Genomic DNA, 15,608 nt, shown 5'->3' with positions numbered 1-15,608 from the left:
ATGCGCAATAATCGGGCCATGAGCGCTCGCCCGCACCGGATCGCCGTACTCGCCCTGCACCAGGTGGTCGGCCTGGACCTCGGCACCCCGTCCCAGGTCTTCAGCACCGCCCGCGCCGCCGACGGGACATCCTTCTACGACGTCCGGGTGTGCACGCCGGGCGGGCAGCCGGTACGCAGCACCGCCGGCTTCCAGGTGGTCCCCGACCACGGCCTGGAGTTGCTCGACACCGCCGACACGGTGATCGTCCCGGGCATCCACGACGGCACCGCGTTGACCTCGGGCACCGTCGAGCCGGAGGTGACCGAGGCGCTGCGCGCGGCGTACGAGCGGGGTGCCCGGATCATGTCGATCTGCACCGGTGCGTTCGTGCTCGCCGCCGCCGGGCTCCTCGACGGGCGGCGGGCGACCACCCACTGGGCGTACGCCGAGCGGTTCCGTCGCCTGCACCCCCGGGTGGACCTCGACCCGGGCGTGCTCTTCATCGCCGACGACCGGGTGCTCACCTCGGCCGGAGTCGCCGCCGGCATCGACCTCTGCCTGCACGTCATCCGCCTCGACCACGGCAGCGAGGTGGCCAACCGGGCGGCCCGCCGTTGCGTGATGCCACCGTGGCGCGACGGTGGCCAGGCGCAGTACATCGAGCAGCCGGTGCCGAAGGCGACCGACACCAGCACGGCGGGCGCCCGGGAGTGGGCGCGGCAGCGGCTGCACGAGCCGATCGCGCTCCGCGACCTGGCCGATCAGGCGCGGATGAGCGTGCGCACCTTCACCCGACGCTTCCGGTCGGAGACCGGCCTGAGCCCGGCCCAGTGGCTGCTGCAACAGCGCACCGACCACGCGAGACTGTTGCTGGAGACGACCGACCTCACGGTCGACCAGATCGCCCACCGCTCAGGCTTCGGCACCACAGCCGCCCTACGCCAGCAACTCCACCAACGCATCGGCGTGGCCCCGTCGACCTACCGCCGCACCTTCCACCCCCGCCCCGAGCTGGCCGAAGCCTGATCGGCGGGGATCATGGTGGGGGTTACGGGCGGAGTTGGTGTAGTTGGGACTGGTGTTTGGGCAGGTGGACCCGGGTGTGCAGGTCCAGGGTCCGGGACCAGGGCAGCGGCTCGTCGACGATGAGGTCGAAGCCCTCGCGTAGGTGCGTCGCGACAGGGGTCTCCGCGGCCAGGCCGAGCTGGTCGACGAGCCCGCACAACCGGTCGCTGGTGCCGTGCAGCAACGCGGTCAGGCCACGCAGACCACCCTGCTCGGCGGCGAGCGCGTCGAGCTGCGGACGGTGCATGTCCTCTTCCAACTCGTAGTAGGCGAACGGCGACCCGGCCAGCAGCGCCTCGGTGGCCTGGATCATCAGCTCGTCGTTGGCGACCAGATGCGCGACGATCTGCTCGGCACTGAGCTGGCCCTCCGGAGCCGGACCGAACCCACCAGCGTCGACCTCCGCGAACAGGGCGTCATAAGCCCGCCGCATTCCCCCGCTCTCCATCCCCCCAGTCAACCCGCCGCAGCGGAAGTTAGCGGCGGGATTGGCGGGAGCGGAGGTAGTCGCTGACCACGTACTCGCCCAGGTCGTCGGTGTCCGGGGTGAACATGCGGCCCCGGCTGCGGCGGGCCACCGCGTCGACGAAACGCCGCAGACCCGGGTCGTCGCCGAGCATGAACAGGTTGAGCGTGGCGCCGTAGCGGCTCAGCCGGTCCACCTCGCGGACCGTCGCCTCGATCGTCTCCGGCAGCGGCGGCCAGTGGAACAGCGCCTCCCCGTCGTCCGGGTCCAGGTGGGCGGTCGGCTCGCCGTCGGTGACCACCAGCACGATCGGCTCGGCGTCCGGGTGCCGACGCAGGTGCCGGCCTGCCAACCGCAGCGCGTGCTGGAGGTTGGTGCCCTGCTCCATGTCCGGCTCCACGGCCGCCAACTCCTGCTGGGTGAGCGTCATCGCCTCCCGGCCGAAGCCCACGATCTGCAGGGCGTCCTGCGGGAAACGCGTCTCCATGAGGTGTGCCAACGCCAGCGCCGTCTGCTTCATCGGCCCCCAACGACCCTGCGAGATCATCGAGTACGACAGGTCCACGCAGAGCACCACAGCGGCCGAGGCCCGTTTCTCGGTCTCCACCACCTCGAAGTCGTCCACCGCGAGCTGCACCGGAACCGTCGGCCCGGCCCGACTGACCGCCCGGGTCAGCGTCCGGACCACGTCCAACGGTTGCTCGTCGCCGTACTGCCAGGGCCTGGACGCGCCGCTGACCTCGCCCGCCGCACCGGCCGAGCGCAGGTCGTGCTGGCCGCGCGGCCCGGCGGTCAGCTCGGCGAAGACCCGCCGCAGCGCGGTCCCGCCGAGCCGGCGCAGCGCCTTCAGGCTCAGCGTGAGCCCTTCCGCGTCCCGGCTCACCCAGCCCTGGCGGCGCAGCTCCCGCTCCAGATCGCGCAGCCGGCGAACGTCGTCGGCCGCGTCCCGGCCCAGCGTGCGCGCCACCGCGTCGACGTCCACGTCGTCGAGGGTCGCCCCCGGATGTTCCTGGTCGAGCTGGTCCAGCAGGTCGTCCAGTTCGCCGATCTCACCCAGCGCGCCAGCCGCGTCGGCGTAGCCCAACGGCTGGTCGCCGCGGACCCGCTCACCCCGCCCCCAGCGCAGATCGGGTCGCAGCGCGCGCAGGTTCGCGTCGAGCGCGGACAACTCCCCCGCGAGGCGGTCACCGAGCGACTGCTGCATGAGGCCGGCCAGTTCGGCGCGCTGCCGGTCGGAGAGCGAGTTCATCAACCGCTCACCGGCCGCCGCACGGCGCGCCAGCACGTCGATCAACTCGTCGACGGTCTCCGGCTTCTCCGGGAAGAAGTCGCCGTGTCGGCGCATGAACTCGGCGAACGCGTCGGTGGTGTCCTCCGCGCGACCGTGCCGGGCGAGCAGCTCGTTCAGGTCGCCCATCATCTCGGCGAGCCGCTGCTGGGCGGCCGGGTCGGCCGAAGCACGCACCGCGTCGCGCAGCCCGGCGAAGCGCTGACCGAGCACGTCGTCGCGGAGTTGGTCGAGGATCTGCTGGTACGTGCGGCGGGCGTCGTCGCTGGCCCACTGGTAGCCGGACAGCTCCTCCACCGCCCGTGCCGTCGAGCGGGGCAGATTGTCCAGCACCGCCTCGGCGAACCGCGCGTCGCCGTCGTCGCGACCCCGCAGCTCGTCCCGCTCGGCGGCGAGGGCCTGGTCGAGCAGGGCCTGGGCCCTGGTCACCGCGCCGTCCAGGTCGCCCCTGCGCAGCGCCTCGCGGCGCAGCCGCCGAGCCCGGGCGGCCAGGTCGTCCAGGCCACCCCGCCCCTGCGGGCCGCGGCGCAACAGGTCGCGCAGCGCCTCCCGCAGGCTGCCGCCGGCCAGCACCTCGGCGCCGACCGCGTCCACCGCCTCGCGCACGTCGTACGGGGGTGCGAGCGGGTCGGGCCCGCCGTTCCACTGCCCGTAACGGAACCGGTTGCCGGCCACTGTCAGCCCCGGCCGCCGTAGACGGTGCGCCCCGAGTCGGTGACGTCCTTGCCGAGCCGGCGGGTCAGGTGCAGCCCTTCCAGCACGAACTCGACGGCGGCGGCAGCCTCCTCCGAGGTGGGCGCGTCGCCCAGGTCGAGCCGGTCCAGGACCTTCGCCAACCCGGGCACGGTGCCGACCTGGCGCAGCAGCTCGGCGGCGCTCACCAACTCGCCGGCCTCGATCGCGGCGCCGTCCTCGACCAGAGCGGTGAACCCGGACAGGTCCAGCCCGGCGAGGTGGGCCCGGAACGTCTCGGCGGTCGCGGTACGCAGCAGGTGCGCGAGGATCTCGGTCTCCCGGCCCTCCTCGCCGCTCTCGAACTCGACCTTGCCGCGCAGCGTGCTGGTCACCGACACCGCGTCACCGACGCGAGCGACGGCGGCCTCGGGGCGCCCGTCCGGGGCGTCAGCGGCGGCGAGCAGACCGGCGCGACGCAGCGCCGCACCGGCGACCGTCTCGGCGGCGGCGATGGCAAATCGGGCGGAGACACCGGAGCGCGGGTCCACCGACGGTGACTCCCGGACGGCGCGGGCGAAGCGGGCCAACACCTCCAGCACGTGCTCCGGCACGTCGGCGACCAGGTCGGCCTCCTGGCGGATCAGCGCCAGCTCCAGCTCCAGGTCGACCGGGTAGTGGGTGCGGATCTCCGCGCCGAACCGGTCCTTGAGGGGAGTGATGATCCGGCCCCGGTTGGTGTAGTCCTCCGGGTTGGCGCTGGCCACCAGGAGCAGGTCCAGTGGCAGGCGCAGCTGGTAGCCGCGGACCTGGATGTCCCGCTCCTCCAGCACGTTGAGCAGCGCCACCTGGATGCGCTCGGCCAGGTCGGGCAGTTCGTTGACGGCGAAGATGCCCCGGTTGGTGCGCGGCACCAACCCGAAGTGGATGGTCTCCGGGTCGCCGAGGGTACGACCCTGGGCGATGCGGATCGGGTCGACGTCACCGATCAGGTCGCCGACGCTGGTGTCCGGGGTTGCCAACTTCTCGCCGTACCGCATCGAGCGGTGCAGCCATCCGATCGGCAGATCGTCGCCGGCCTCGGCGACCTGGGCGCGGGACGCCGGGGTGAGCGGGTGCATCGGGTGCTCGTTGAGCACCGAACCGGGCAGAACGGGGGTCCACTCGTCGAGCAACGCGCCCAGCGCGCGGATCAGCCGGGTCTTGCCCTGGCCGCGCTCGCCGAGCAGCACCATGTCGTGCCCGGCGAGCAGTGCCCGCTCGACCTCGGGCAGCACTGTGTCGTCGTAGCCGACGATGCCGGGGAAACGGGTCTCGCCGGAGCGCATCCGGGCGAGGAGGTTGTCGCGGAGTTCCTGCTTGACGGTGCGGTACTGGTGACCGGCCGCCCGTAGCGCGCCGAGCGTGCCGGGCAGGTCGGCCGGTGGAACCGGGATTACCGGTGTAGGCGCAGTCACCCGACCCACGCTAGCTCACATTCGCCGGGGTGCCCCGGGCATCGGGGGGCACCCCCGCTCCCACCCTCAGCCCCTGTCGCAACGCCGGCAGGCGCCGCGGCGGCGCAGGTGGTACGCGTAGGTGGCCGCGCCGAGCGCCACGCCCCACAGCGGCCAGAGCCGCTGGGGGAACCCGGCCAGGTCGATCCCCGTCCAGAATTCGGGCTGGCCGAGCATCCCCAGGCTGGCTGCGGTCACGGCGATGGCGACAAGGGTGGCCGGCACCACTGCCAGCTTCACCGGCACCCGACGGCCGGCGAGACTGATCATCCAGCGCGGGAACCGCTCCCCCCAGCGCTGCACCAGGCCGAGGGTGAGGATCGCGCCGACGGTGGCGAAAGCGGCCAGCCCGAACCCGGCCCAGACCAGCCCGGTGTCCTGCAGCTCGGTCAGGAACTCGCGGGAGATGCCGAGCGGGATGCCGGCTACCCAGGCGAACCGGGTCAGCGCGTACATCAACGGGATGACGGCCGCGATGCCCACGGCCCACCGGCCCCAGCGCGTGGCGGCGGCCGGGGTGGTCCACCCTCGGTCGGTGTCGGCGCGGCCGCAGCCGACGCAGGCTCCAGCGGTGCGGCGCTGCCAGGCGAGCACCGCCCCGACCAGCAGCAGCCCGCCGGCCAGCGCCGCGAATCGGCCGAACAGCGCCCAGTTGAAGAGGTCGGAGTAGTCCACCGGCGGCCAGCCGAACGGCGCTCCGACGATCAGTATCGGCAGGTAGCCGAGCATGATCAGCACTCGGACGTCCGGCACGACCAGGACGAGCACGAACGCGACAGCCCAGCCGTAGCCGGCGAGCAGCGCCCGCAGTGGGCCGGGTGGGCGTGCCGCCGGCCGGCTCATGGCCAGCGCGGCCACCGCGGCGGTGAGCAGTACGCCGGCGAAGAGTGGGGTGGCCACCTCCACCGGCACCAGGCGGAGCAGGCTGCCGTCGCCGCCGTTGTGGTCGTTCGGGCCGAACGGGTAGCCGGCACCGGTGAGCGTGCCGACCAGGGCGAGTACGCCCCACAGGCCGAGCCAACCGGCGGCCAGTGGGGCGAGCCGGTCCGGCCAGCGGGAGTCGGTACGGGGTCGGGAGGCAGTGATCGTTGTCATGTTCTCAGCCTGGCCGGACAGCAGGTCGGTGCCCTCCCGGCCTCCGGTGAACCCGCTCCCCCGGTGGAGGGACCGATCAGCCCGACGGGGTGACGAAGCCGGACTCGTAGGCGGCGATGACCGCCTGTGTACGGTCGCGAACGCCCAGCTTGGCCAGCACGTTGCCGACGTGCGTCTTGACCGTCTCCACCCCGACCACCAGGTGCGCGGCGATCTCCGGGTTGGACCGACCCGTGGTCATCAACCGCAGCACCTCAGCCTCCCGTTCGGTGAGCCGGGCCTTGCACAGCTGGTCCCCGCCGGCCGGCCCGTACGCCCCGACCAGCTGGCGGATCGCGGCCGGAAAGAGCAGCGACTCGCCCGCCGCGACCACCCGGACCGCCTCCACCACCTCGGCCGGCCGGGCCCGTTTGAGCAGGAACCCCGAGGCACCGGCGCGCAGCGCCTCGTAGACGTACTCGTCGTTGGCGAACGTGGTGACCACCAGCACCCGGGGCGGGTCGGCGGAGGTGGCCAGCAGGTGCCGGGTGGCCTGGATGCCGTCGATGCCGGGCATCCGTACGTCCATCAGCACCACGTCGGGCCGGTGCCGGGCGACAAGCGGCGGCACCTCGGCCCCGTCGGCCGCCTCGGCTAGCACCCGCAGGTCGGGTTGGGCATCGATGATCGCCCGTAGCCCGACGCGGATCAGCTCGTCGTCGTCGACGATGAGCACCCCTGTGGTCATCGCATCTCCTCGTAGGGCAGGCGGGCACGGATCAGCCACCGGTCGCCGTCCGGGCCCACGGTGAGCCGGCCGCCGAGCAGCAGCACCCGCTCCCGCATACCGTCCAGGCCGCGACCGCCCCGCCCCAGCCGGGCCCGGTCGGGTTGGCGCACCGCGTTGACCAGCTCCAGCTCCAGCGCGTCCGGGTGCAGGTCCAGGCGTACCGTCACCGGCCCGTGGCCGTGCCGGGCGGCGTTGGTCAGTCCTTCCTGGACGATCCGGTAGCCCTCCCGGGACACCGCCGCGGGCACCCGCCCGGGGTCGCCGGCGCGATGCGCGTGCACGGCCAGGCCTGCCGCGCGGGCGTCGGTGACCAACCGGTCCAGGTCGGCGAGGGTACGCTGCGGCGCCACCACGGGCCGGTCGCGTCCGTTCTCCCGGAGCAGCCCGAGCACGTGGTCGAGGTCGTCCATCGCGTTCCTCCCGACGTCCTCGATGGCGGTGAGCGCCCGCCGGACGAACTCCGGGTCGGTGTCGAGGACCTCGCGGGCGGCCCCGGCCTGGAGGGTGGCCACGGTCAGCGCGTGACCGACCGAGTCGTGCAGCTCCCGGGCCAGCCGGTTGCGTTCGGCGAGCCGGGTGGCCTGCGCTTCGAGAGCGGCGATCCGCTCCGCCTGGGCCGGGCCGAGCAGCACCGGTGCCATCGACCCGGCGAGCGCGCCGAGCCCGGCGACGGCGTAACCGAGGCCGACAAGCAGGAGCACCCCGGTCACTGTCAGCCAACCGCTGTCCTGTCCGTCCAGCGGCCCATACCGTTCCCGGCTGGTCAGCTCGGTGCCGATGCCGAACTGTTGGGCGATGAACGCCAGCGCCATCGGAAGGGCGCTGAACAGCCCGATCATCACCAGCGCGCCGACGATGAGGTGGGTGGCGATCCAGAGCGCGCTGCGCAGCCGGGTCTCCCGGTCGCCGTGGTGCCCGGGAGCGGGGTCGGGCAGGTCGATGCCGAGCAGGGCCCGGACGGCGGCGATCTCCAACGCCCGGCTGCCGTCGAGCAGCAACGGGACGACGGCGATCAGCACCGCGATGACCAGCAGGACCCAGACCAGGGGGCGCGGGATCGCCGAGTCGGCGAGCAGTTGGGCGAAGGTCACCGCGAGGAGCCCGTACGGCAGTGCCAGCACGCCGCCGAGCAGCAGGAACACGCCGCGTCGCCAGGTGCTGCCGGCGACCAGCGGGGCCAGCGCCGCTCGGAGGGTCACCTCGCCATTCTGCTGCCGGGACCGGTTCCGACGACTCCCCCGTGCCGGGGAGATGTCAGCGGTGGTCGGCCACGTACTGCTGCGGGTCCTTGTCGCGGAACGGAAGGTTACGACCGTTCTTGTGCTCGCCGTAGAAGGTCAGCCAGCGTTGGCCCAGTTCGGCGCGGAGTTCGGTGCTGGCGTGCCGCCGGAAGTCGGGCAGCGCCTCGTCCTCCTCCTCGGCCAGGTGCTCACTGTTCTCCCGGCGGGCCGTGCCCACCGCCGCCCACCACTGGTCCGAGCCGACCGGGTGCAGCTTCGCCTCGGCGATGGCGTCACGGATCTTGTTGTGGTCGCCGATCGCGTCGGCGGTCTCGTCCTCGCCGTCGTCGCCGTGCTTGACCAGGTGCGGGTAGAGGATCGCCTCCTCCGCCTCGGCATGGATGTCCAGGTGCAGGGCGAGGGCGTCCCAGATGGCGAGCATCTCCTGCTCGTCGCGGGCGTCGTCGAGGCGGGCGAAGCCACGCCGGAAGGCGGCGTGGTCGTCCAGGATCAGTGCGGTGATGTCGTCCACTGTGCTCACTTTCCGGTTGGGTTGGCGAACCTGGCACGCAGCATCGCCGGCATCGCGGCGAGCCCGGTGATCGGGCGGAAGCGTTTCGCGGCCTCGGCCAGCGCGGTGTACTCGTCGTCGGCGAGGTCGATGTCGGCGGCGGCGGCGTTGCGTTCCATCTGCTCCACCCCGGACGCCCCGGGGATGGCGAGCACGCTCGGGTGCCGCAGCAGGTAGGCGAGCGCGATCTGACTGGGTGTGGCGTCGTGGGCCTCGGCGACCTGACGCAGGGTGTCGATCAGCGCCGTACCGCGTTCCAGGTTCTCCGGCAGGAAGTACGGGTTGGCGCGCCGGACCGCGCCGGTCGGCGGGTTCCTGGCGTCGTAGCGACCGGAGAGGAAGCCCTGCGCCAGCGGGCTGTACGCGATGACCACCCGACCGGCCTGCTGTGCGTACGGCAGCAGGTCCTGCTCGGGTGCGCGGTCGAGCATGCTGTACCGGACCTGGTTGCTGAGCACCCGCCGGCCGAGCGCCGCTTCGGCGACCTGCCAGCGGCGTAGCCCGTAGTTGCTCACGCCGACCTCGCCGACCAGCCCGACGTCCTGCAGGGTCCGCATGCCGCGCATCGTGGTGTGGTCGCCGACGAGCGGGTTGGGCTGGTGCACCTGGTAGAGGTCGATGCTGGTGACGCCGAGCCGGGCCGCCGAGGCGACAGCCCGCTGCTGCACCACGGCGGCGACCGGTAGCACCGGCAGGATCTTGCTGGCGACCACCACCTTTGGCCGGTCGTCGCCGAGGGCCGCGCCGAGGATGCGTTCGCTGCGTCCGAAGCCGTAGACCTCCGCGCTGTCGAACACCGTCACGCCCAGCTCGACGGCCCGCCGGACGATCTGCGCCGCCTGCCGCTCGAAGTCCGGGCCGTACCCCCACTCCCGGGAGCCGAACTGCCAGGTGCCCAACCCGATCTTGGACAGCGGTTTGGGGGTGTCGAGCGCAATGAAACGCATGGCGTCGAAACTACCCCGATGTCCCGGTTTCCACGCCCGATCCGCGCCACGCTGGGCCGGAGCTAGGCTCATGATCGTGACTTACCTCGCCGCGGATGACCGCTACGACACCATGACCTATCGGCGCAGCGGACGCAGTGGCCTGCGGCTGCCCGCCGTCTCGCTCGGCCTGTGGCACAACTTCGGTCCGGACCGCCCGTTCGAACGGCAGCGCGACATCGTGCGCCGCGCCTTCGACCTGGGTGTCACCCACTTCGACCTGGCCAACAACTACGGCCCGCCGCCCGGGTCGGCCGAGGAGAACTTCGGCCGGATGCTCGCCACCGACCTGAAGCCGTACCGGGACGAGCTGGTCATCTCCAGCAAGGCCGGGTACCTGATGTGGCCCGGGCCGTACGGCGAGTGGGGCTCCCGCAAGAACCTGATCTCGTCGCTGGACCAGTCGCTGGACCGGATGGGGCTGGACTACGTCGACATCTTCTACTCGCACCGGTTCGACCCGGACACCCCGCTGGAGGAGACGATGGGGGCGCTCGACGCCGTCGTCCGCTCCGGCAAGGCGCTCTACGTCGGCATCTCGAACTACAACTCGGAGCAGACCACGCGGGCCGCCGCGATCCTGCGCGAGCTGGGTACGCCGCTGCTGATCAACCAGCCGTCGTACTCGATGCTCAACCGCTGGACCGAGTCCGACGGCCTGCTCGACACGCTGGAGCAGGTCGGTGCGGGCTGCATCGCGTACAGCCCGTTGGCCCAGGGCCTGCTGACCGACCGTTACCTGGGCGGCATCCCGGCCGACTCGCGGGTCCGCACCAGCGTCTTCCTCAACGAGAGCGACCTCAGCGACGAGAAGATGGCCACCATCCGTGGGCTCGGCGCGGTCGCCGAGCAGCGCGGCCAGTCGCTGGCCCAACTCGCGTTGGCCTGGGCGCTGCGTGACCCGCGGATGACCAGCCTGATCATCGGGGCGAGCAGCGTCGAGCAGTTGGAGACGAACATCGCCGCGCTGGACAACCTCGACTTCACCGCCGACGAGCTGGCCGAGATCGAGCGCCACCTGGGCTAAACGCCGCCGGGTCCCGGGCGGGTCGGGTCACCAGATCCGGCGCCGCCCGGCCCGGTGGTTGCGGACCTCGCACTGCCGGCCCACAGGTGCGGCGGCGCTGCGACGTCGCCGTCCGGCACCGATCAGCAGTGCCAGGACCAGCACGGCGGCGGCACCGGCCAGCACCGGCCACCGGCCCCTGAGGTCGGTCACCGACGCCACCGGCACGCCCGGGTCGGCCACCGCCGCCACCGCCGACTCGGTGGCGGCCGGCACGCTCGCGGCGGTACGCGGCGCGCTCTTCGTCGCGGCGGCCTTCGTCGGGGTGGCGGTGGCCTTGGCACCCCGGAACACCACGTCCGAGCAGGAGTAGTAGGTGTCCGGGGTGTTGGAGTTCTGCCAGATCGTGTAGATCAGGTGTCGGCCGCTGCGGCCCGCCGGCAACCGACCCGCCAACTGGTACGCCCCGGCCCGCACCGGCGGGTCGGTCAGGGTCAGGAACGGGCGCGACTCCAGATCCGCCCAGGTCAACTTCGCACTGGGGTCGTAGGTGGGTTTGGTGACGTAGAGCCGGAAGGTGCCCCGGTGCTCGATGGTGGTCCGGTACCGGAAGGTGAACTTCGCGCCGGTGGTCAGCGTGGTGCTGGGCCAGTCGGTGCGGGGCAGATCCAGTCCCCGGTACGCGGACAGCCCACCGCTGCACAGCTCACCGTCCGGGATCCGTTCCCGGTCTCGCCCGTTGATCGCGGCGACGCGTACGTTGTCCCATTCGCGGACCGCCGCGCCCGCCTCGATCGCCGCCCGGCAGGCGCTGGTGGCCGCGTACCGGCCTTCGGGGCCGCAGGCCGCCGCACGACTGACCGGGTCGGTGGGGGCACCGTGGGCGGCGGCGGGCGTGGCGGCCAGGGGCACGGTCGCGGCAGCGACCAGCACCGTGGCGAGGAGCCGGCGTACGGGCATGAGGATGACCTCCGCCCATTGGTACGGCCGGGAGGCGGCAAAGGTTCGACGCTGACCGGGCGGGAATCCGGCGGGTGGGTGTGGCGTTTCGATACACGGAACCGCTTGCACCGAGGAGGCAGAGATGAAGGTACGTAGCTCGTTGCGTGCACTGAAGCAGAAGCCGGGTTCGGTGGTGGTCCGCCGTCGCGGCCGGGTGGTCGTGGTGAACCGCGCCAACCCGCAGTGGAAGAGCCGTCAGGGCTGATCCAGCCCTTACCGGACATACAGTCGCCAACGCCCCGACCGGCTCATCCGGTCGGGGCGTTCTGCTGCAAGCAACGCAGGGCGCCCGTCATCTCTGACGAACGCCCTGGTCAACAAGGGTGGAGCCGAGGGGACTCGAACCCCTGACCCCCACACTGCCAGTGTGGTGCGCTACCAGCTGCGCCACGGCCCCTTGCTGTTGTCCCGGTCGCCCGGGCACTGGGAAACTATACACAGACCGGCTCGCATGGTCATCTCGCGGGGTCCCCCGCCCAGCCGGGTCAGTTGAGCGCCACGTCCGGCGGGAAGTGCGCGACGGCGGCCATCATCCCGCCCTGCCGGCGTAGCACCATCGGCCACAGGTCGTCGGGCCGGTCGACGAAGGCGTCGCCGGGCAGCCCGTCCAGCACGAACCAGGACCCGTCGGCGATCTCCTGCTCCAACTGGCCGCTGCCCCAGCCCGAGTAGCCGGCGAAGACACGAATGCCGCCGATGCTCTCCCGCAGCCGTTCCGGGTCGACCGAGAGGTCGATGGTGCCGACCGCGCCGGAAACCTGGTGGAAGCCCTTCACCCGGCGCATCGGGTGCCGCATCCGGGCGAGGCAGATGGCCGAGTCGGGCTGCACCGGGCCGCCCTCGAAGAGCACCGCCGGGTGACGGGCCAGGTCGCTCCAGTCACCGAGCACCTCGGCCACCGGCACCTCGGTGGCCCGGTTCAGCACCACGCCGAGCGCGCCGCCCGCCTCGTGGGCGACCAGCAGCACCACCGTACGGTCGAAGTTCGGGTCCTTGAGCGCCGGAGTCGCGACCAGCAGCCGCCCGGTCATCGACTCCATCGCTCGTCCGCCGATCGCCTGGCCCTCTCCCTGCATGCCACACACCCGTCAACCGTGAGCCCGCGCCGGGGGCCGGTCATCGACCGGATCCGCCCGCCGCATCGGGTTCAGCCGCGCTGTCAACGCCATGCCTGGCACCATAGCCTGCGTCCTGGGTGCTGGCTAAGGTCTGACCGGCGGGTGATCGGACAGTTAAGACGAAGGGCCGATGCACCCGACGGCCGGCCTCGCGGTGATCGACGGATCCGGGCCACCGACGGCCGAGAAACGCCCGAAAGGTCCGTCACATCCCGATAGATTCGGCTGATCGGGAGGGCGACCGCGGTTGCCCCTGCCCGCGACACGGAGGCGGGTGGCGATGGCAACTGTCCGGGACGCGACGTACGACGTGCTCCGCACCCTCGGTATGACCACTGTCTTCGGCAACCCCGGCTCCACCGAAGAACCATTCCTCCAGGACTTCCCCGCCGACTTCCACTACGTCCACGCCCTGCACGAGGCGACGGCCGTCGCGATGGCCGACGGTTACGCCCAGGCCCGCGGAGTGCCCTCCCACGTCAACCTGCACACCGCCCCGGGCACCGGAAACGGCATGGGCAACCTGGTCACCGCCTGGCACAACAAGACCCCGCTGATCGTCACCGCCGGCCAGCAGACGCGGGAGATGCTGCTCCTCGAACCCCGGCTGGCCAGCCGCCGACCCACCGAGCTTCCGCAGCCCTACGTGAAGTGGGCCTACGAACCGGCCCGGGCACAGGACATCCCCGCGGCGATGGTGCGGGCGTACGCGACGGCGGTGCAGCCACCGGCCGGGCCGGTCTTCCTCTCCCTGCCGATGGACGACTGGGACCAGCCAGCCGACCCGCCGCCCGCGCCGCGGACGGTGGCCACCCGGTTCGCCCCGGACCCCGAGCGGTTGGACGAGTTCGTTCGGGTGTTGGCCGGCAGCCGCAACCCGGTGCTCGTGTACGGGCCAGGGGTGGACCGCTCCGGGAGCTGGTCGACAGCGGTGGCGCTGGCGGAGCGGCTCGCCGCACCGGTCTGGTCGGCTCCCGCCACCGAGCGGGCCGTGTTCCCCGAGGACCACCCGCACTTCCGTGGCGTCCTGCCGTACGCGATCGGTCCGCTCGCCGAGGCGCTGCGCGGACACGACACGGTGCTGGTCGTCGGCGCCCCGGTGTTCCGCTACTACCCGTACGTGCCGGGTGGGCACCTGCCCGACGGCGCCCGACTGCTGCACGTCACTGACGACCCCGACGAGGCCGCGCGCGCCCCGGTCGGTGACAGCCTGCTCAGCGACCCTGGGCTGGCCCTGGCCGCGCTCGTCGAACGGGTGCCGCCGAGCGACAGGCCGGCACCGACACGACGGGACGCGCTGCCACCGCCGGAGGTTGGCACCCCGCTGAGCGCGGACGCCCTGTTCGCCGCGCTGGCCGCGCACTGGCCGACCGACGGCGTGCTGGTCCAGGAGTCACCATCCAACCTGTCCGCGCTGCGTCGTCAGCTACGGATCACCCGCCCGGCGTCGTACTTCACGATGGCCAGCGGTGGCCTCGGCTACGGTCTGCCGGCAGCGATAGGCGTCGCACTGGCCGAGCGGGACACCGGAAGCGGTCGCCCGGTGGTGGCGGTGGTCGGCGACGGGTCCTTCCACTACTCGGTGCAGGCACTCTGGACGGCCGCGCGCCTGGCACTGCCCGTCGTGGTCGTCGTCCCGGTCAACCAGCAGTACGCGATCCTCAAGGCGTTCGCCGAGCTGAAGCACACTCCCGGGGTGCCCGGCCTGGACCTGCCGGGGCTGGACATCGTCGCGATCGCGGCTGGCTACGGCTGTGCCACCGAGGTGGTGGAGACCCCCGATCAGCTCGGCGCGGCGCTCGCCACCGGGTTGCGCGCCGACCGTCCCACTGTGTTGCCGGTGCCGATCAGCACCGATGTGCCGAGCATCCTCTGAACCGGTCCCCCCGTCAGCGTGCCGCGATCGACAGCGGGGCACCTGTGAAGACGTCCAGCACCGGCCGCGCGCCCAGCGGCGCCGCGAGGGTGACGGTGACCGGCTCCAGCTTCAGCACGGCGATACATTCGCCGGTGGCCCGGGTGACGCCGCCACCGACCACCACGACGTCCGCCCGTTCCCACACCAACGGCGTGATCCCGGTGTCGCACGCGCCGACGCCGAGCCGCACGGTCAACGTGGCGTCGTCGACGGCCGCCAGGTCCTGGGCCGCCACCAGCCCGTCCGGCAGCGGCCGGGCCGGCGCGCTGGGCTCGGGGACGGGGGTGACCGCCGTCGGCGCGACGGCGAGCCGGGCCACCGGGGTGGCCAGCTCCCTGATGGTGAACAGCCAGGCCGGAACCTGCGCCACACCCCGGCTCGTGCGCACCGGCACGGCGTCGAGTGTCACAGCGGTGACGGTGAGCGGCAGACAGGCGGTCTGCGTGCTGCTGGTGGCCCACCCGTCGGGCCCCGGTTCGACGGTGGGGCCTCCCGGGGTGGGGCGGCCGGGCTGCTTCGGCCGCCCCGGGCAGGGCAGCGGGTCACCCTGGTCGAGCTGCCGGTACGCCTCGGCGGCGCTGACCAACGGCAGCGTCAGCCGTCCGTCCGGGAATCGGATCTCGTCGCCGACCCGGGTGGGCGGTATGCCGACCTCCGCGCGGTACCACCCGGCCCGGAAGGCCGCCTCGGTGTCGGGGGTGAAGCCCGGGTCACCGGTGAGCAGGGTCGGCCCCTCCAACGGCACGTAACCGGTGCGCCAGTCGGGGCCGGGCCGCCACGCGTCGGCAACCTGAGCGGCCCGCTCGTCGAACGCCTCGGTGCCGCGCGTCGGGCTGCGCGGAGCGTCGGCCGGACCGGCGTCGGTAGCGGCACAGCCCGCCAGGAGCAACAACGGAAGTACGAGCAGCGCTGCCGGTCGATTCATGTACGGTTCGACGCCCCCGCCGACCTGCC

Annotated in this window: 15 protein-coding genes and 1 tRNA gene; 4 read left to right on the top strand and 12 right to left on the bottom strand. The window is 72.5% G+C overall.

Going from position 1 to position 15,608, the window contains the following annotated elements:
* Entirely contained in the window at nt 1-1,008 is a 1,008-nt protein-coding gene (locus tag ACQP0U_RS05250) for a GlxA family transcriptional regulator (RefSeq protein WP_433316245.1), read from the top strand.
* A gap of 22 nt (nt 1,009-1,030) precedes the next feature.
* Here the strand turns inward: ACQP0U_RS05250 and ACQP0U_RS05245 are convergent, their stop codons facing one another.
* The 8 genes from ACQP0U_RS05245 to ACQP0U_RS05210 all read right to left on the bottom strand — a co-directional run bounded on the left by ACQP0U_RS05245 (nt 1,031) and on the right by ACQP0U_RS05210 (nt 9,571).
* Nucleotides 1,031-1,495, bottom strand: a complete 465-nt coding sequence (locus tag ACQP0U_RS05245) for a hypothetical protein (protein ID WP_433316243.1) — start codon at nt 1,493-1,495, stop codon at nt 1,031-1,033.
* 28 nt (nt 1,496-1,523) lie between these two features.
* Entirely contained in the window at nt 1,524-3,476 is a 1,953-nt protein-coding gene (locus tag ACQP0U_RS05240; protein ID WP_433316241.1) for a VWA domain-containing protein, read from the bottom strand.
* Nucleotides 3,477-3,478: 2 nt separating this feature from the next.
* Nucleotides 3,479-4,939: a magnesium chelatase gene (locus ACQP0U_RS05235; protein ID WP_433316239.1), complete on the bottom strand. Its 1,461-nt coding sequence runs from the start codon at nt 4,937-4,939 to the stop codon at nt 3,479-3,481.
* 57 nt (nt 4,940-4,996) lie between these two features.
* On the bottom strand, nt 4,997-6,064 hold the full coding sequence (locus ACQP0U_RS05230; RefSeq protein ID WP_433316237.1) for a hypothetical protein: 1,068 nt from the start codon (nt 6,062-6,064) through the stop codon (nt 4,997-4,999).
* 76 nt (nt 6,065-6,140) lie between these two features.
* Nucleotides 6,141-6,791, bottom strand: a complete 651-nt coding sequence (locus tag ACQP0U_RS05225) for a response regulator transcription factor (protein WP_433316236.1) — start codon at nt 6,789-6,791, stop codon at nt 6,141-6,143.
* A complete protein-coding gene (locus tag ACQP0U_RS05220) occupies nt 6,788-8,032 on the bottom strand; it encodes a sensor histidine kinase (RefSeq protein WP_433316234.1) in 1,245 nt (414 codons plus the stop codon). Before ACQP0U_RS05220 ends, ACQP0U_RS05225 begins: the two co-directional genes overlap by 4 nt.
* A gap of 55 nt (nt 8,033-8,087) precedes the next feature.
* Nucleotides 8,088-8,585: a hemerythrin domain-containing protein gene (locus ACQP0U_RS05215; protein ID WP_396780555.1), complete on the bottom strand. Its 498-nt coding sequence runs from the start codon at nt 8,583-8,585 to the stop codon at nt 8,088-8,090.
* A 5-nt stretch (nt 8,586-8,590) separates the two neighbouring features.
* Nucleotides 8,591-9,571, bottom strand: a complete 981-nt coding sequence (locus ACQP0U_RS05210) for an aldo/keto reductase (RefSeq protein ID WP_433316232.1) — start codon at nt 9,569-9,571, stop codon at nt 8,591-8,593.
* Nucleotides 9,572-9,641: 70 nt separating this feature from the next.
* On the opposite strand from ACQP0U_RS05210, the gene mgrA reads away from it, so the two are divergent.
* Nucleotides 9,642-10,637, top strand: a complete 996-nt coding sequence (gene mgrA, locus ACQP0U_RS05205) for an L-glyceraldehyde 3-phosphate reductase (RefSeq protein WP_433316230.1) — start codon at nt 9,642-9,644, stop codon at nt 10,635-10,637.
* Nucleotides 10,638-10,664: 27 nt separating this feature from the next.
* Here the strand turns inward: mgrA and ACQP0U_RS05200 are convergent, their stop codons facing one another.
* Entirely contained in the window at nt 10,665-11,576 is a 912-nt protein-coding gene (locus ACQP0U_RS05200; protein WP_433316228.1) for a lytic polysaccharide monooxygenase auxiliary activity family 9 protein, read from the bottom strand.
* A 124-nt stretch (nt 11,577-11,700) separates the two neighbouring features.
* Between ACQP0U_RS05200 and ACQP0U_RS05195 the strand changes: the two genes are divergently transcribed.
* Nucleotides 11,701-11,823 carry a 50S ribosomal protein L36 gene (locus ACQP0U_RS05195; protein ID WP_030490864.1) on the top strand — a complete coding sequence of 41 codons (123 nt, stop codon included), beginning with the start codon at nt 11,701-11,703 and terminating at the stop codon, nt 11,821-11,823.
* A 119-nt stretch (nt 11,824-11,942) separates the two neighbouring features.
* Here ACQP0U_RS05195 and ACQP0U_RS05190 read toward each other — a convergent pair.
* Nucleotides 11,943-12,015 (bottom strand) — tRNA-Ala (locus ACQP0U_RS05190).
* A gap of 88 nt (nt 12,016-12,103) precedes the next feature.
* Nucleotides 12,104-12,694: a YqgE/AlgH family protein gene (locus ACQP0U_RS05185; RefSeq protein WP_433316226.1), complete on the bottom strand. Its 591-nt coding sequence runs from the start codon at nt 12,692-12,694 to the stop codon at nt 12,104-12,106.
* 322 nt (nt 12,695-13,016) lie between these two features.
* On the opposite strand from ACQP0U_RS05185, the gene mdlC reads away from it, so the two are divergent.
* Entirely contained in the window at nt 13,017-14,612 is a 1,596-nt protein-coding gene (gene mdlC, locus ACQP0U_RS05180) for a benzoylformate decarboxylase (protein WP_433316225.1), read from the top strand.
* Nucleotides 14,613-14,625: 13 nt separating this feature from the next.
* Here the strand turns inward: mdlC and ACQP0U_RS05175 are convergent, their stop codons facing one another.
* Nucleotides 14,626-15,579 (bottom strand): hypothetical protein, encoded by a 954-nt coding sequence (locus tag ACQP0U_RS05175; RefSeq protein ID WP_433316223.1) that lies wholly within the window; start codon nt 15,577-15,579, stop codon nt 14,626-14,628.
* Nucleotides 15,580-15,608 lie beyond the last annotated feature (29 nt).

Origin of the sequence: Micromonospora sp. CA-269861, from assembly GCF_050948505.1 — a bacterium.
Classification (GTDB): domain Bacteria; phylum Actinomycetota; class Actinomycetes; order Mycobacteriales; family Micromonosporaceae; genus Micromonospora.
This window is presented reverse-complemented; position numbering and strand designations above follow the sequence as displayed.

What these genes read in the sequence shown, in the direction of transcription:
- ACQP0U_RS05245 (WP_433316243.1), bottom strand. Translation starts at nt 1,495, where the DNA reads ATGGAGAGCGGGGGAATGCGGCGGGCTTATGACGCCCTGTTCGCGGAG.
- ACQP0U_RS05250 (WP_433316245.1), top strand. Translation starts at nt 1, where the DNA reads ATGCGCAATAATCGGGCCATGAGCGCTCGCCCGCACCGGATCGCCGTA.
- ACQP0U_RS05175 (WP_433316223.1), bottom strand. Translation starts at nt 15,579, where the DNA reads ATGAATCGACCGGCAGCGCTGCTCGTACTTCCGTTGTTGCTCCTGGCG.
- ACQP0U_RS05210 (WP_433316232.1), bottom strand. Translation starts at nt 9,571, where the DNA reads ATGCGTTTCATTGCGCTCGACACCCCCAAACCGCTGTCCAAGATCGGG.
- mgrA (WP_433316230.1), top strand. Translation starts at nt 9,642, where the DNA reads ATGATCGTGACTTACCTCGCCGCGGATGACCGCTACGACACCATGACC.
- ACQP0U_RS05195 (WP_030490864.1), top strand. Translation starts at nt 11,701, where the DNA reads ATGAAGGTACGTAGCTCGTTGCGTGCACTGAAGCAGAAGCCGGGTTCG.
- ACQP0U_RS05200 (WP_433316228.1), bottom strand. Translation starts at nt 11,576, where the DNA reads ATGCCCGTACGCCGGCTCCTCGCCACGGTGCTGGTCGCTGCCGCGACC.
- mdlC (WP_433316225.1), top strand. Translation starts at nt 13,017, where the DNA reads ATGGCAACTGTCCGGGACGCGACGTACGACGTGCTCCGCACCCTCGGT.
- ACQP0U_RS05225 (WP_433316236.1), bottom strand. Translation starts at nt 6,791, where the DNA reads ATGACCACAGGGGTGCTCATCGTCGACGACGACGAGCTGATCCGCGTC.
- ACQP0U_RS05185 (WP_433316226.1), bottom strand. Translation starts at nt 12,694, where the DNA reads ATGCAGGGAGAGGGCCAGGCGATCGGCGGACGAGCGATGGAGTCGATG.
- ACQP0U_RS05230 (WP_433316237.1), bottom strand. Translation starts at nt 6,064, where the DNA reads ATGACAACGATCACTGCCTCCCGACCCCGTACCGACTCCCGCTGGCCG.